Here is a 14618-nt window from a genome sequence, read left to right as displayed (position 1 = left end):
GCGGACCGGCCCTACGGCTGCAGGCCGCGCTGCTGGAGCCAGGGCAGCGGGTCGACCGCGCCGCCGCCGCCGGGGCGGACCTCCAGGTGCAGGTGCGGGCCGGTGACGTTGCCGGTGGCGCCGACCGCGCCGAGCACCGTGCCGGAGGTGACCGGGCCGGAGGCGGTGGCGATCCGGGAGAGGTGGCAGTACCAGAGTTCGGTGCCGTCGGGCAGGGTCTGGATGACCCGGTAGCCGTAGGGGCCGGACCAGCCCGCCGAGGTGACGGTGCCTCCGGCGACGGCGGCGACGGGAGTGCCGGTGCGGGCGGCGAAGTCCAGGCCGGTGTGCAGGTGCGCCCAGTGCGCGCCGGACTGGGCGAACTGCGCGCTCAGCTGGTAGCCGGCCACCGGCAGGGTGTGCGCGGCCTGTTCGGCCTCGGCCTGCTGGGCGGCGCGCTTGGCCTCGGCCTCCTGCGCGGCGGCCAGCCGGGCGGATTCGTCGGCGGCGGTGCGCTGGCCGTCGGCCTGCTGCTGGATGCGGGCGGCGAGAGCGAGCCCGGGGTCGCCGGCGAGCAGCCCGTCGGAGGCTTCGTCGGCGGCGGTGACAGGCACCGGGGCGGCGGCCTGCGCGGGGGTGGCGGCGAGTGCGGTGGCGCCGAGCGCGGCGGTCATCGCGGTGACGCCCAGCAGGGGCGCGCCGGTGCGGGACTGCCGGGGCAGCCGGTGCCGGGCGGCTTCCGGCTCGACCGGGTGGTCGAGCAGCTGGGTGCCGGTGCTCTCGCTGTAGGTCGACGCCACGGGGGCGTGCTCCTTCCTTCCCTGCCGCCGACCGGGTTAGCTGACGGGTTCGGAGGTGGAAGGTCTCCTACGGTCGGGCCCAGGGCCGTCCCGATTCACCCCGGTGGAACGTGGTTCCCCGGCTCCTGGGACGCCCCGAGGGGTGTGCCCAAGTGGATTAGGCGTGGCGCACGGTGCCGCATGGTTACGGCGTTGCCGACCGCGCTGCGTTATCAAACGTTAATCCTATGGACCCCATGATTCCAAGCCGCTACCACGAGACGGCGAAGATTTCCTGACGCCCTATGGGTGATTTGTGACGGTTCACCAGGGCCAAGCTGACGGATTGTGACCGAGTGGTTGAGTATCCGTACTCACGCCGCGCTCCCGGGCCGACGCGACCCTGGTGCCATGACCGCAACCGTGCCGCACCGGACCACCGCCGCCTACTTCGCCCAGGCCGCCCTCTCCTTCGGGCTGGCCACCGCCGCACTCGCTCTCGGGATCGCCTACCTGCCGGTGAGCGCCTGGATGCGCGCCTTCCTCGCCGTCGGGCTGCTGTACGAGATCACCTCCGCGTTCACGCTGGCCAAGGTGATCCGGGACCGCCAGGAGGAGGGCGCGATCACCAGCCGGGTGGACAAGGCCCGGCTGGACAAGCTGCTCGCCGAGCACGACCCGTTCAAGGTGGAGGGCATCTGACCGGTTCGGCCGCCCGGCCTTGACGGCTAAGGCTATTAGCCTTAGCTTTGTGGCTATCGGCAGTCGGCCGGGCCTCCAGCGCCCGGCGCGCCGCAACGCCCGCCCAGGAGGCCCGCGATGAACAGCACCCTCGGCACCACCCGGTACCTCGACGTCCCCGGCGGCCGGATCGCCTACGACGACACCCCAGGCACCGGCCTCCCGGTCGTCCTGCTGCCCGGCATGCTCGAAAAGCGCACCACCTACCGGCACCTCGCGCCGCTGCTGACCGCCGCCGGGCACCGGGTGATCACCATGGACCTGCGCGGCCTCGGCGAGTCCTCCACCGGCTTCACCGACTACTCCCCCGCCGCGATCGCCGACGACCTGGTCGCCCTGCTCGACCACCTCGACCTGCGCGGCGCCGTCCTGGCCGGCAGTTCCTACACCGGCGCCACCGTGGTCCGGGCGGCCGCGCTCGCCCCCGGGCGGACCGCCGGGGTGGTGCTGATCGACGCCTTCATCGAGAACCTCCCGCTGAACGCCTTCCAGAAGGCCCTGTTCGGCCTGGCCACCCCGCTGATCACCGCGTTCCCCGGCCTGTGGAGCCCGCTGCAGAAGTTCTACTACCCGACCGCGCGGCCCGCCGACTTCGACGCCTACCGGGCCGGCCTGGCCGAGATGCTGCGCCAGCCCGCCCGCAAGGCCGCGCTGCGCGGCTACCTGAAGGGCGACTCCGCGCCGGTCGGCTGGTGCGAGGCCGTCGACGTCCCCGCGCTGGTGCTGATGGGCAGCAAGGACCCCGACTTCCCGAACCCCGAACTGATCGCCGACCGGCAGACCGCCGCGCTGCGCGGCCGTAAGGTGATGATCCAGAACGGCGGTCACTACCCGATGGCGGGCTACCCCCAGGCGGTCGCCGACGCCCTGCTCCCCTTCCTGAACGAGGTCGCCCGCTGATGGCCCGCGCCGGACTCTCCACCACCGCGGTGGTGGACCACGCCCTCGACCTGATCGACGCCCGGGGCGCCGAGGCGCTCACCCTGGCCGCCGTCGCCGCCAGCGCCAAGGTCGCCACCCCCTCGCTGTACAAGCACGTCCCCGGAGGCCTGGCCGAGCTGCGCCGCCTGGTCGCCGTCCGCATCCTCGACGACCTGACCGACCACCTGGCCGCCGCCGTCCTCGGCCACTCCCGCGACGAGGCGGTCGCCGCCCTGCTCGCCGCGTACGCCGGGTTCGCCACCCGCTTCCCCCGGCGCTACGCCGCGCTGCCGCAGGCGCCCGTGGCCGACCCGGAGCTCATGGCGGCCGGCGAGCGGCTGGTGAACGTGCTGTTCGCCGTCCTGCGCGGGTACGGCCTGGAGGGGTCCGAGGCGGTGCACGCCGCACGCACCCTGCGCGCCGTGGCCCACGGGTACGCCTCGTTGACCACGGCGGGGGCGTTCCAGCTCGCCGAGGGGCCGGACGTGACGCTGGAACGGCTGACCGGCGTGCTGATCGACGGCCTCGGCAACTGGCCCGGCGGAAGCGGCGCGTGACCTGACGGGGGCCTGACGCGTTCTACCCGGTATGAAGAAGCGCAGCCTGCTCGCCTTTGCCTCGCTCGCCGTCGGCGTGGTCGCCTCGCTCACCGCGCCCAGCGCGCACGCCGGATCCGAGCACGCGGGTGGCAGCACCCCGCACACCGACACCCTCTCCGCCCCGGACCGGCCGCTCGCCGAGGAGGTCCAGGAGGACGGCTCGCCGGCCTGACGGCACCTCCCACCTGCGCGAACGCCCCCGCACGCGCCCCTCCGCACTGTTTCGCAACCGGTTCTCCACGGATCCGACACCAACGGTGCGTAACGCTGTGCTTCGGTCGGGAAGTCATACCGCGTGAAGACCTTCCACGGGTGACCGCCAAGCACGGAGGACAGCGCAATGCCGCAGGCGACTCAGCACATCGAGCCCGGCACGGGGCTGATCCCCGCCCCGCGCACCAGCCCCGACGGTGCGGCGGCCGACGCCCGGCCCGACGCGCCACAGCCGGAGCGCCGGCGGGCGGCGTTCGCGCGCGGCTTCGCGGTGGTCCGGTCGATACGCTCGCTGCGGCCGGTGGCGGCGAAGGAGCCGCAGCCGTACGGCGAGGTCGACGGCCAGTGACGCCGGCCCGCCAAATGTGACGGAGCGTGAATTCCGGCCGGGCGGACGGGCGTTGCCATCGATCCATCGACCCGCCGCCCGGCGGACCCCCGGCCCTGCCGGTTCTGTCCGATATTGACGCGCTCTGAACAGCAATGCTTCGATCAGTTCATACGCCAGTAGGAAGTCAGCCCTAGAATTCGGCGCGTGACGACCACTCAATGGTGCTTGGCAGCAGCCGCATTGCTCGCTCTTCTCGCTCTCGCGGCCTCCGTCCGGTCCCGCGCCGTCACCCGAACCCTGCGCGGCCGGCTGGCCGCCACCGAGGACGAACTCGCCGCCACCCGCGACCGGCTGGCCGCCGAACTGGCCGACCGTCAGGCGGGCGCCGAGACGGCGCTGCGCGAGCAGGAGATGAACGCGGCCACCCGCCGCGCCTTCCTCAGCGTGGCCCGCCGCATCCTGGTGATGGCACACGACCAGCAGGCCGGCCTGGACGAGATGGAACGCACCCACGACGACCCGGTGCTGCTCGAAGGCCTGCTGCGCGCCGACCACGCGGCCGCCCAACAGGCCCGGCTCGCCCAGACCCTGGCGGTGCTGTGCGGCTCCCGCGCGGGCCGGCACTGGCCGGAGCCGGTCTCGCTGGAGGACGTGGTGCGCGGCGCCCAGTCGCGCATCCTGCCGTTCCAGCGGGTGGTCGTGCACAGCCGGGTGGACACCGCCGTGCTCGGCGCCGCCGCGGAGGCGCTGATCCACGCGGTGGCCGAACTGCTGGACAACGCGACCCGCTACTCGCCGCCCAGCTCCCAGGTCTACGTCACGCTGATGCCGGTCCACAACGGCGCGGTGATCGAGATCGACGACTGCGGCGTCGGCATGACCGAGGTGACGGTCGCCAAGGCGGGCGCGGCCCTGTCCGGCGGCGGCTCGCTGGAGGTGTCCCGGATCGGCGAGGTCCCGCAGCTGGGCCTGGCCGCGGTCGGCCGGCTCGCCGAGCAGTACGGCTTCCGGGTCACCATCAACTCCGCGCCCTCGCCGTACGGCGGTGTGCGGGTGGTGGTGCTGCTGCCGTCCGCGCTGCTCACCGATCCGCTGTCGGTGCCCGCGGCGAGCAGCGTCCCGCGCACCGAACCGGTGGCGGCCGCGCCGCCCACCCGCCGCCCGGCCGTCGCCGCGGACGCCGACCGGCCGGCCGTTCCCACGCAGGGCGGCACCCTGCCGCGGCGGGTCAACCGCCGTGGCAGCGCCCCGCAGCAGACCGGGTCCCGGGCCGAGGAGCAGCCCGCGCCGCCGCCGCGCTGTGCGCGCGAGGCGCAGACGTTCATGTCGCTGTTCCAGGCCGGGACCGCCAGCGGCCGTTCGGCCGCGCAGCAGGACCGGCGGCCCGAGCAGGGCCGTCACGACGCATTCTCCGCTTCCCCCCAACTTCCCCAGCGCTCGGGAGACTCCCATGACCACAACCCCTGATCTCGGCTGGCTGCTGACCGACATCGTCGCCGTCCCAGAGGTCCAGCACGCCGTCGTGGTGTCCAACGACGGCCTGGAGATGGGCCGCAGCCCGAAGATCGGCCGGGACGACGCCGAGCGGCTGGCCGCCGCCTGCTCCGGGCTGCAGTCGCTGTCCCGTGGCGTGGCGCAGGGCTTCGGCGACGGGCCGACCCGGCAGATCATCATCGAGTTCGGCGGCGGGTACCTGTTCGTGGTCGCCGCCGGCGCCGGGACCCACCTGGCGGTGCTGGCCTCCGAGGCGGTGGACGCCGGCCTGGTGGCCTACCAGATGCAGACGCTGGTCGAGCGGATCGGCAGCCACCTGACCGCCGCACCGCGGCAGGCGCACGCCGGCGCCGGGGACGTGCGGTGAGGCGGGGGCCGGTCCGGCCTTACGTGATCACCGGGGGCCGCAGCCGGGCCAGTCGCAATGTGCTGGAGTTCGAGAGCCTGGTGCGGACCGTACCGGGGGCCGCGGTCGACCGTTCGGCCATGAACCGCGAACAGCAGGCGATCCTCGGGCTCTGCCGGGAACTGCTGTCGATAGCCGAGGTGGCCGCCCACCTGGGCCTGCCGATCAGCGTGCTGAAGGTGCTGCTCGGCGATCTCTTGGACCTCGGGGCCGTGCAGGTCCTGCCGCCGGTGCGGCAGGCCGAGCAGGTCCCGCTTTCACTGCTCGAGGAGGTGCTGGTTGGCCTCCGTCAGCTCCGTTGAGCCGACCTATCTGCCGTCCACCGTCCAGGGGGCGGTCAAGATCCTGGTCACCGGCCCGTTCGGGGTCGGCAAGACCACTCTGGTCGGTGCGCTGAGCGAGATCGCTCCGCTGCGCACCGAGGAGACCATGACCGCGGCCGGCGCCGGGGTGGACGACCTGACCGGCCGTCCGCAGAAGACCACCACCACGGTGGCGCTGGACTTCGGCCGGATCACCCTGAACAAGCACCTGGCGCTGTACCTGTTCGGCACGCCCGGCCAGCAGCGGTTCTGGCCGCTGTGGGAGGACCTGTCGCGCGGCGCGCTGGGCGCGATCGCGCTGGTGGACTCCCGCCGGATCGAGGAGTCCTTCGACGTCCTCGGCCTGTTGGAGGAGCACCGCATCCCGTTCGCGGTGGCGGTCAACGTCTTCCCCGACACCCCCGTCTACCCGGACGAGGAACTGCGCGCCGCCCTCGACCTGCTGCCCGACGTCCCGATCCTGGCCTGCGACGTCCGCGACCCGGACGCCGCCCACGGGCTGCTGATCGACTTCGTGGACCACCTGCGGGCCGCCGCCGAGGAGCTGCCGTGACCCTCCCCGACCACCGGACGGACACCGGCTGCCCGTACACCCGCGCCCAGGGCTCCCCGCTGCACGGGTCGGCGGTCGCCGAGAACCCGCACAGCCTGTACGCCCGGCTGCGCGCCCAGCACGGCCCGGTCGCGCCCGTCGAGCTGGAGCCCGGCGTCGAGGCCTGGCTGGTCCTCGGCTATCAGGAACTGCTCGAACTGACCCGCAACGAGCAGCTGTTCTCCAAGGACGCGCGGCGCTGGCGGGTGCCGCAGGAGGGCCGGCTGCGGGCCGACTCGCACCTGATCCCGATGACCACGTGGCGGCCCACCCTGCAGAGCATGGACGGCTCCGCGCACCACCGGCTGTCCGCCGCGGTCGCCGACACGCTGGCGAGGATCGACCACAAGCAGCTGCGGGAGACCACCGAGGAGGCCGCGCTCGCGCTGATCGAGAGCTGGGGTCCGGACGGCACCGCCGACCTGGTCACCCAGTTCACCCGGCGGCTGCCGCTGTTGGTGTTCACCCGGCTGGTCGACCTGCCCCCGGAGGACGGCCCGCGCCTGGTCGGGCTGATCACCGACCTGGTCGACAGCAGCAAGGACTCGCAGCCCGCCGCCGCCGAGTTCTTCGGCCTGCTGATGGATCTGGTGATCAGCCGTCGCGCGCGGCCCGGCGCCGACCTGGTGTCCTGGCTGGCGGCCCACCCGGCCGCGCTCAGCGACGAGGAGATGGTGCACAACCTGATGGTGGTGCTGGTGGCCGGCAACGAGTCGGTCATCAACTGGATCGGCAACGCGGTGCGGCTGCTGCTCACCGACCGCCGCTTCCGCACCACCCTGACGGGCGGCCGGGCGACCGTCTCGGACGCCCTCGACGAGGTGCTGTGGCGCGACCCGCCGATCCAGAACTTCCCCGGCCGGTGGGCGGTTTCGGACACCGTGCTGGGCGGCCAGTACATCAGTGCCGGCGACATGCTGATACTCGGCCTGGCCGGCGCCAACGACGACCCGGCCGCGCACGGCCCCGACGGCATCTCCGGCAACCGGGCGCACCTCGCCTGGGGTGCGGGGCGGCACGTCTGCCCCGCGCAGGACCCGGCCCGGCTGATCGTCGAGACCGCGATCGAGACCCTCCTGCACTGCCTTCCCGACCTCCAACTCGCCATCCCCGCACACGAGCTGACGTGGCGGCCCTCGCCGTGGTCGCGCGCCCTGGTCAGCCTGCCGGTGCTGTACAGCGCCTTCGTCCCGCCCCGCCCCGATTCGCCCGAGAGGACCGCATGGACACCGCAGACCAGCTCCAGCCCGTCAAGCTCGACCCCGTCGGGACCGACCAGCACGCCGAGAACGAGCGGCTCCGCGCAGGCGGGCCGGCGACACTGGTGGAGCTCCCTGGTGGAGTGGTGGTCTGGGCGATAACCCACCACGACACCCTGCAGGAACTGCTCGCGGACCCGCGCGTCGGCAAGAACGCCAAGCACTGGAAGCTCTTCCAGGAAGGCCGGCTCCCCGAGGGCTGGCCGCTGATGGCCTTCATCACCGTGCCCGGCATGACCACCTCGGACGGCGCCGACCACCGCCGCCTGCGCGGCCTGGTCTCGCAGGCGCTCACCCCGCGCCGGATCGCCGAACTGGCCCCCGCCATCGAACAGCGCGTCCACCGCCTGCTGGACGGCATCGCCGACCTGGACGGCGACTTCGACCTCCGCACCCGCTTCGCCTACCCGCTGCCCATGCAGGTGATCGGCGAACTGCTCGGCCTCGCCGAGGACCAGCAGGACCGGCTGCACGAGCTCTCCGAGACCCTGGTCAGCTCCTCCGCCGCCCCCGGCGCCGGCGCGGCCGCCGCCGGCAACCTGGCCGGGCTGATGGCCCAGGTCGCCGCCGGAAAGCGGGCGGAGCCCGCGGCCGACCTGACCACCGCGCTGATCGCCGCCCGCGAGGAGCAGGACCGGCTCAGCGAGGAAGAGCTCATCGGCATCCTGATGCAGCTGGTGGTGGCCGGCCACGAAACCACCCTCAACCTGATCTGCAACGCGGTGCGCGCCCTGCTCGCCCACCCCGAGCAGCTCGCCCTCGTGCTGGGTGGCGAGGTGGACTGGTCCGCCGTCGTCGAGGAGACCCTGCGCCACAACGGCCCCGTCGGCCAGTTCCCGATGCGCTACGCGCTGGAGGACATCCCCGTCGGCAACGTGCTGATCCGCCGCGGCGAGGCCATGCTCGCCTCGTACGCCGCCGCCGGACGCGACGGCAACCACTACGAGGACGCCGACCGCTTCGACCTCACCCGCGCCAACAACCGGCACCTGGCGCTCGGGCACGGGCCGCACTTCTGCATCGGCTCCGCGCTGGCCCGGCTGGAGGCCGAGACGGCGCTGCGCGAACTCTTCACCCGCTACCCCGCCCTGCGGATGGCCGACGGCGCGGACCCGCGGCCGATCGCCTCCTTCGTCAGCAACAGCGTCAGCAGCCTGCTGGTGCGCACCTCCTGACCTTCACTCCGGGGCCGCCCCCGCCGGGTCAACGTGACCGGGCGGGGGCGGCCCTCGTTGCACCAGCCATGAAGAAGCTCACCGCGCTCGCCGCTCTCTCGCTCTCCGGGCTCGCCCTCGGCACCGCACCGGCCCACGCCACCACCCCCACCCCCCTCGTCCAGACCGGCAGCCTCAGCCAGGTCCACGGCGTGGACACCGGCTACCACGGCGAGATGCCCTCCAGCACCGAACTCTGCCACCGCGACCTCGCCAACTACCCCGTGGTCGGCGAGCTCGTGGACCGTGCGACGGGGGTGTGCGAGGCGGTGGGCACGACGCTCGACGGAACCGAGTAGCGGGCAGGGGTTGCACGGACAGGGGCGCGTGGGGGTACCCCCAGCGCCCCGGTTTCGCACCCGCGCAGTCCTCGCACCCATCCGCCCATATCACCTATATGGTGCGGAATGTCCGTATTTGCCATAGCGCGAGGTGATCCGTGGGCAGCGTGGCTGAGCAGATGGTGGAAGTGCTCCTGCAGGCGGGGGTCGAGCGGGTCTACGGGGTGGTGGGAGACAGTCTCAATCCGGTGGTGGACGCGATTCGGCGGGCCGAGGGGATCTCCTGGGTGCACGTCAGGAACGAGGAGGCGGGGGCGTTCGCGGCGGCGGCGGAGGCGGAGCTGACGGGGCGGCTGGCGGTGTGTGCGGGGAGTTGCGGCCCGGGCAACACGCATCTGATCCAGGGGCTGTACGACGCGCAGCGCAGTGGCGTTCCGGTGTTGGCGCTGGCCTCGCACATCCCGTCCGCGCAGATCGGGACGGGGTTCTTCCAGGAGACGCACCCGGAGCGGGTGTTCACCGATTGCAGCGGGTGGTGCGAGCTGTTGTCGAACCCGGCGCAGTTGCCGCGGCTGCTGCGGGTGGGGATTCAGCACGCGCTGGGCGCCCGTGGCGTCGCGGTGCTGGCGTTTCCGGGTGACGTCGCCGCGCTGCCCGCGCCGGCGCCGACCGGCCGGAGCACCTTCCTGACCGAGCAGGCGGTGGCGGCGCCGCCGTGGTCGCAGGTGCAGGCGCTCGCCGAGGCGTTGAACGCGGCGCGGACGGTGGCGGTGTTCGCGGGCGCGGGGGTGCGGGGTGCGCACGAGGAGTTGATGAAGCTCGCGGGGATGCTGCAGGCGCCGGTCGGGCATTCCCTGCGGGGCAAGGAATGGGTGCAGTACGACAACCCGTACGACGTCGGGATGAGCGGGCTGCTCGGTTACGGGGCGTGCCACGAGGCCTTGCACGAGGCCGAGTTGGTGCTGCTGCTGGGTACCGACTTCCCGTACGACTCGTTCCTGCCACAGGCCCGCACCGTGCAGGTGGATCACGACGCCACCCGGCTGGGCCGGCGTACCGCGCTGGAACTGGCGGTGCACGGGGATGTGGCGGCGACCTTGCGGGCGGTGCTGCCCCTGCTGGAGCAGAAGACCGACCGGTCGTTCCTGGACGGGCTGCTGACCCGGCACTACCGGGCGCTGGAGACGGTGGTCGGGGCGTACACCAGGGGCATCGAGAAGCACCGGCCGATCCATCCGGAGTACGTGGCGTCGGTGCTGGACGAGGTGGCCGACGGGGACGCGGTGTTCACCGTGGACACCGGCATGTGCAACGTCTGGGCGGCCCGCTACCTGACGCCGAACGGGCGGCGCCGGGTGATCGGTTCGTTCCTGCACGGTTCGATGGCGAACGCGCTGCCGCACGCGATCGGGGCCCAACTGGCGTTCCCCGGGCGGCAGGTGGTGTCGATGTCGGGCGACGGCGGTCTCGGCATGCTGCTCGGTGAGCTGCTGACGGTGGCCAAGCACCGGCTGCCGGTGAAGACCGTGGTGTTCAACAACGGGGCGCTCGGCATGATCAAGCTGGAGATGCTGGTCTCCGGCTATCCGGAGTGGGAGATCGACAACGGCGACGTGGACTACGCCGCGATCGCCCGGGCCTGCGGCATCCCGGCGAAGCGGGTGACCGACCCGGCCAAGGTCCGCGAGGTGCTGGCGGACGCCCTGGAGCGGCCCGGCCCGGCCCTGGTGGACGTGGTCACCGACCCGAACGCGCTGTCCATCCCGCCGCACATCACCGCCGCCCAGCTCAAGGGCTTCGCGCTGGCTGCCGGACGGACGGTGCTGACCGGCGGCGTCGGCCGGATGATCGACCTGGCCCGGTCCAACCTGCGCCACCTGCCCCGCCCCTGGCCTGCGGGTGCCGGTACCGGATAAGGGCGAGGAGACTGGGAACCGAGGGGGGACGGACCGGTTTGCCTGTGGGGCAAGTTTGTTGCCACTGAGGCACAAAGGGTGTGGACTGAAGTCATGACAGACAGTCCACTCGGCGACGACCAGGAAGTCGCGGGCCTCGGCGCGCGGCTCCGGGAGCAGCGGGTCACCAGCCGCCTCACGCTGGAGGCCGCGGCGGCCCGGGTCGGCCTGTCGCCAGCCTACTTGTCGCGCCTGGAGACCGGGAGGCGGCAGCCTTCGCTGCCGGTACTGCTCGGCCTCGCCCGGGCGTACGGGACGAGCGTGTCCGGGTTGCTCGGCGAGCAGGTGGCCGAGCCGGATCCGGTGATCCGCGGCGGCGTGGCCGAACCCGGCCGGGCCGGCGGCTGGGGATACCGCCGCGCCGGGGCGCCGGGCCGGGCCATGCAGGCACTGCGGGTGCACGTCCCGCCGAGCTCGCAGGACGCCGTGGTGCGGGTGCACCCCGGCGAGGAGTGGCTGTACGTCACCAAGGGCCGGATGAAGCTCACCCTGGGCGACCGGGTGCACCTGCTCGAGGAGGGCGACTCCGCCCACTTCGACTCGATGACCCCGCACTGCATCGCCGCCGACTCCGACACCGGACTCGACCTGATCTTCGTCCACACCCTGCTGCAGAGCCCCGCCGGCGACCTGTGCCTCGGCGACGCCCCCCGCCTGTAGCCCCCGAACCCGTCCGCCACCACCGTCAGGAGACCGCCATGGCCGACACCAAGCCCGCCGTCCCGCAGTACAAGGAGACCGTCGACGCGGGCTACCGCGCCTCCAACCGGGTGTGGATCCGGGTCTGGATCTACATCGTCTCGGGCCACGGCTTCGTGGGCTTCCTCTTCCTGCTGTTCTACGTCGGCCGCCACGGCAAGTGACCGGCCGTCAGGGGCCCAGCACGGTGCACAGCGTGGCCAGGGCGGCCTCGAAGACGTGGTCGGGCGGCGTGCCGTAGCCGACCACCAGCGCCGGGGGCCACTTCGGCGGCCGGCCCGTGCCCTCGGCCCGGCTCCACCCCAGGGTGTGCACCCGTAGTCCCGCCCGCAGCGCGCGGGCCCGGAGCTCGTCCTCGCCCGGGGAGCCCTCGGGCAGTTCCAGGACGGCGTGCAGGCCCGCGCTGATCCCCGTCACCCGCACCCGCGGGGCACGCTCGGCGAGCACCTCGACCAGCCGGTCGCGGCGGCGCCGCAGCAGTTGGCGGCTGCGCCGGATGTGCCGGTCGTAGCCGCCGGAGTCGATCAGTTCGGCCAGCGTCAGCTGCTCCAGGGCGCCGCTCTGGCCGTCCGCCAACTGCTTGTGCCGCACCACCGGTTCCACCAGGGCCGCCGGCAGCGCCAGCCAGGCCAGTCGCACGCCCGGCGCCAGCGACTTGGACGCGGTGCCCGCGTACACCACCCGCTCCGGGTCCAGCGCCTGCATCGCCCCGATGGCGTGCCGGTCGTAGCGGAACTCGCCGTCGTAGTCGTCCTCCAGCAGGTAGCCGCCGACCTGCCGCGCCCAGTCCACCGCCTCCGCCCGCCGGGCCGCCCGCAACGGCATCCCGGTCGGGAACTGGTGAGCGGGCGTCAGCAGTGCCAACCCGGCCTCGGTGCCGGCCAGTTCGGACGTCACCGCGCCGCCCTCGTCCAGCCGCAGCGGACGCATCGAAAGCCCCTGCGCGGTGATCACCGCGTGCTGCGGCGGCAGCCCGTACGCCTCCACCGCGACCGACCCGAGGCCCCGCTCGCGCAGCGCCGCGCAGACCAGGCCGAGACCCTGCTGCACGCCCGAACAGATCAGCAGCCGCTCCGGATCGGTGCGCACCCCGCGGGCCCGGGCCAGGTAGCCGGCCAGCGCCCGGCGCAGCTCGATCCGGCCGCGCGGGTCGCCGTACCCGAACGCGTCGTGCGGGGCGCTCGCCAGCGCACGACGGGCCGCCGCGAGCCACGCGCCGCGCGGGAACCGGGCCAGATCGGGCGAGCCCGGCTTCAGGTCGTACCGCAGCGCGACGGGCTGCCGCAGGCCCGGTGGCGGTACGGCGGGCCCGGGCTGCGGGCCGCGCTCCGCGACCACCGTGCCCGAGCCCTGCCGGGACATCAGCCAGCCCTCGGCGACGAGTTGGGTGTACGCCTCGGCGATGGTGTTGCGGGCGATCCCGAGATCGGCCGCGAGCGCCCGGGAGGACGGCAGGCGGGTGCCCGGCGCGAGCCGTCCGTCCCGCACGGCCGTGCGCAGCGCATCCTCCAGCGCGGCCCGCAGACCGAGGCCGCGCGTGCGGCCGGCCGTCAGGTCGAGGTGCAGATCGCCGCCGAAAGTGGCCCAGGAACTCATCCCCCAAATGAACCACACCACCGGGCCAACCCCCGCCTAGCGTGGTGCCCATGACCGACCAAGCCGCCGCCGTTCCCGCCCCCGCCCAGCGCCTCGCCCTCGCCCGCGTCGCCCCCGAGTTCCACCGCAACCTGATCGCCCTCGACCGCCTCGCCCGGGCCGGCCTCGGCGACCCCGCCATCGCCGACCTGGTCAACCTGCGCGCCTCCCAGATCAACAGCTGCGCGTACTGCCTCGACGTCCACTCCCGCGACGCCCGCAAGAACGGCGAAGCCGAACACCGCCTCCACACGCTGGCCGCGTGGCGCGAGACGCCGTTCTTCACCCCCCGCGAGCGCGCTGCGCTGGCCCTCACCGAGGCCATCACCCTGATCGCCACGACGCACGTCCCGGACGAGGTCTACGACGAGGCCGCGAAGCACTTCTCCGAAACCGAACTCGCCCACCTGATCGGCGTGATCACCACCATCAACGCCCTCAACCGCGTGGGCGTCTCGACGCGGATGTCGCCGGCGGTGCGAGTGTGAGGCATGGGGGTACGCAAACAGGGGCGCGGGGAACTGCGCGAAGCGGAAGGCACCCCACCGCAAGATCGCGACGCGGGGCAATGACTTGCACTTGATCGCGACCTTGCGGACGTGGTGTGCGCTTGTCGCGCAGTTCCCCGCGCCCCTGTCTGCGCACCCTCCTGCGTTTCGCACGCGCGTGCGTTTCGCGCGATGGTGGGTGGTGAGGTGAGTGCGATGGCCGAGATCGCCTTGCAGGTCGATGTCGCGGCGTCCCGGGAGCGGTTGCTGGCGGCGTTGGACACCCGGGTGGGGTTGACGTCGTGGTGGAGTACCGGGATCGAACGGGACGGGGAGGATCTGCTGGTCACGGTGCCGGACGCGCCGGAGCCGCTTCGGCTCCGGCGTGAGCGTGCGGACCTGGACCGGGTGGGGTGGCGCAGTGTCGGGTTGTATCCGCCGACGTGGCAGGGCACGACCGTGACGTGGGACCTGTTCGATCATCCGGACGGGCCGCGGCACACGCTGTTGCTGCTGCGCCATCTCGGGTGGGGTCCGGACGCGGTGGCGTCCGTCCCGGCGGCCGCGGGCGGGTGGGCGGAGGCGATCGTCCGGTTGAAGGACTATGCGCAGAGCGGGCGTCCGCAGCCGCTGTTCGTGCCGGAGGGCCACTCGCATCCGGGGGTGCACGCGGCGGCCGACTGACCACGACGCGCCGTTTCGGGCGATG

The 14618-nt window shown here is 73.2% G+C and carries 19 protein-coding genes and 1 riboswitch; of the genes, 17 read left to right on the top strand and 2 right to left on the bottom strand.

Going from position 1 to position 14618, the window contains the following annotated elements; genetic code table 11:
* Positions 1–11: 11 nt before the first annotated feature.
* Positions 12–779 (bottom strand): M23 family metallopeptidase, encoded by a 768-nt coding sequence (locus ACFV18_RS29010; RefSeq protein ID WP_380488204.1) that lies wholly within the window; start codon positions 777–779, stop codon positions 12–14.
* A 10-nt stretch (positions 780–789) separates the two neighbouring features.
* Positions 790–953, bottom strand: a riboswitch (cyclic di-AMP (ydaO/yuaA leader).
* Positions 954–1169: 216 nt separating this feature from the next.
* Between ACFV18_RS29010 and ACFV18_RS29005 the strand changes: the two genes are divergently transcribed.
* The 15 genes from ACFV18_RS29005 (at position 1170) to ACFV18_RS28935 (ending at position 11950) form a co-directional block, all read left to right on the top strand.
* Positions 1170–1460, top strand: coding sequence for a YiaA/YiaB family inner membrane protein (locus ACFV18_RS29005; RefSeq protein ID WP_380488203.1), 291 nt, complete (start codon positions 1170–1172; stop codon positions 1458–1460).
* Between the two features lie 117 nt (positions 1461–1577).
* Positions 1578–2399 (top strand): alpha/beta fold hydrolase, encoded by an 822-nt coding sequence (locus ACFV18_RS29000; protein ID WP_380488202.1) that lies wholly within the window; start codon positions 1578–1580, stop codon positions 2397–2399.
* The gene (locus ACFV18_RS28995) at positions 2399–2977 is read left to right on the top strand and encodes a TetR-like C-terminal domain-containing protein (RefSeq protein ID WP_380488201.1); all 579 of its coding nucleotides are present in this window, start codon (positions 2399–2401) and stop codon (positions 2975–2977) included. Before ACFV18_RS29000 ends, ACFV18_RS28995 begins: the two co-directional genes overlap by 1 nt.
* A gap of 31 nt (positions 2978–3008) precedes the next feature.
* Positions 3009–3191 carry a hypothetical protein gene (locus tag ACFV18_RS28990; RefSeq protein ID WP_380488200.1) on the top strand — a complete coding sequence of 61 codons (183 nt, stop codon included), beginning with the start codon at positions 3009–3011 and terminating at the stop codon, positions 3189–3191.
* 168 nt (positions 3192–3359) lie between these two features.
* A complete protein-coding gene (locus tag ACFV18_RS28985) occupies positions 3360–3581 on the top strand; it encodes a hypothetical protein (protein ID WP_380488199.1) in 222 nt (73 codons plus the stop codon).
* Positions 3582–3767: 186 nt separating this feature from the next.
* On the top strand, positions 3768–5030 hold the full coding sequence (locus ACFV18_RS28980; RefSeq protein ID WP_380488198.1) for an ATP-binding protein: 1263 nt from the start codon (positions 3768–3770) through the stop codon (positions 5028–5030).
* Complete coding sequence (locus tag ACFV18_RS28975) at positions 5014–5424, top strand: roadblock/LC7 domain-containing protein (RefSeq protein WP_380488197.1); 411 nt, start codon at positions 5014–5016, stop codon at positions 5422–5424. Before ACFV18_RS28980 ends, ACFV18_RS28975 begins: the two co-directional genes overlap by 17 nt.
* Positions 5425–5483: 59 nt before the next feature.
* Positions 5484–5765, top strand: coding sequence for a DUF742 domain-containing protein (locus tag ACFV18_RS28970; RefSeq protein ID WP_380488196.1), 282 nt, complete (start codon positions 5484–5486; stop codon positions 5763–5765).
* A complete protein-coding gene (locus tag ACFV18_RS28965; RefSeq protein ID WP_380488195.1) occupies positions 5743–6339 on the top strand; it encodes an ATP/GTP-binding protein in 597 nt (198 codons plus the stop codon). Before ACFV18_RS28970 ends, ACFV18_RS28965 begins: the two co-directional genes overlap by 23 nt.
* Positions 6336–7739, top strand: a complete 1404-nt coding sequence (locus ACFV18_RS28960) for a cytochrome P450 (RefSeq protein WP_380488194.1) — start codon at positions 6336–6338, stop codon at positions 7737–7739. The genes ACFV18_RS28965 and ACFV18_RS28960 overlap by 4 nt, the downstream gene beginning before the upstream one ends.
* Positions 7724–8812, top strand: coding sequence for a cytochrome P450 (locus ACFV18_RS28955; protein ID WP_380488193.1), 1089 nt, complete (start codon positions 7724–7726; stop codon positions 8810–8812). The genes ACFV18_RS28960 and ACFV18_RS28955 overlap by 16 nt, the downstream gene beginning before the upstream one ends.
* Positions 8813–8880: 68 nt before the next feature.
* Positions 8881–9150, top strand: a complete 270-nt coding sequence (locus ACFV18_RS28950; RefSeq protein WP_380488192.1) for a hypothetical protein — start codon at positions 8881–8883, stop codon at positions 9148–9150.
* Between the two features lie 161 nt (positions 9151–9311).
* A complete protein-coding gene (locus tag ACFV18_RS28945; protein WP_380488221.1) occupies positions 9312–11048 on the top strand; it encodes a pyruvate dehydrogenase in 1737 nt (578 codons plus the stop codon).
* A 93-nt stretch (positions 11049–11141) separates the two neighbouring features.
* Entirely contained in the window at positions 11142–11747 is a 606-nt protein-coding gene (locus ACFV18_RS28940) for a helix-turn-helix domain-containing protein (RefSeq protein WP_380488191.1), read from the top strand.
* A 38-nt stretch (positions 11748–11785) separates the two neighbouring features.
* On the top strand, positions 11786–11950 hold the full coding sequence (locus tag ACFV18_RS28935; protein WP_157815763.1) for a DUF6126 family protein: 165 nt from the start codon (positions 11786–11788) through the stop codon (positions 11948–11950).
* A 7-nt stretch (positions 11951–11957) separates the two neighbouring features.
* Here ACFV18_RS28935 and ACFV18_RS28930 read toward each other — a convergent pair whose 3' ends face one another.
* The gene (locus ACFV18_RS28930; RefSeq protein WP_380488190.1) at positions 11958–13382 is read right to left on the bottom strand and encodes a PLP-dependent aminotransferase family protein; all 1425 of its coding nucleotides are present in this window, start codon (positions 13380–13382) and stop codon (positions 11958–11960) included.
* A 50-nt stretch (positions 13383–13432) separates the two neighbouring features.
* On the opposite strand from ACFV18_RS28930, the gene ACFV18_RS28925 reads away from it, so the two are divergent.
* Together ACFV18_RS28925 and ACFV18_RS28920 are read left to right on the top strand one after the other, a co-directional pair.
* Positions 13433–13909, top strand: a complete 477-nt coding sequence (locus tag ACFV18_RS28925) for a carboxymuconolactone decarboxylase family protein (RefSeq protein WP_380488189.1) — start codon at positions 13433–13435, stop codon at positions 13907–13909.
* Positions 13910–14125: 216 nt separating this feature from the next.
* On the top strand, positions 14126–14593 hold the full coding sequence (locus ACFV18_RS28920) for an SRPBCC domain-containing protein (RefSeq protein WP_380488188.1): 468 nt from the start codon (positions 14126–14128) through the stop codon (positions 14591–14593).
* The last annotated feature ends 25 nt before the right edge of the window (positions 14594–14618 follow it).

The organism is Kitasatospora sp. NPDC059673 (genome assembly GCF_042734215.1).
Lineage (GTDB): Bacteria > Actinomycetota > Actinomycetes > Streptomycetales > Streptomycetaceae > Kitasatospora.
The sequence above is the reverse complement of the archived record's forward strand: the minus strand, read 5'-3'. Positions and strand labels throughout refer to the sequence as shown.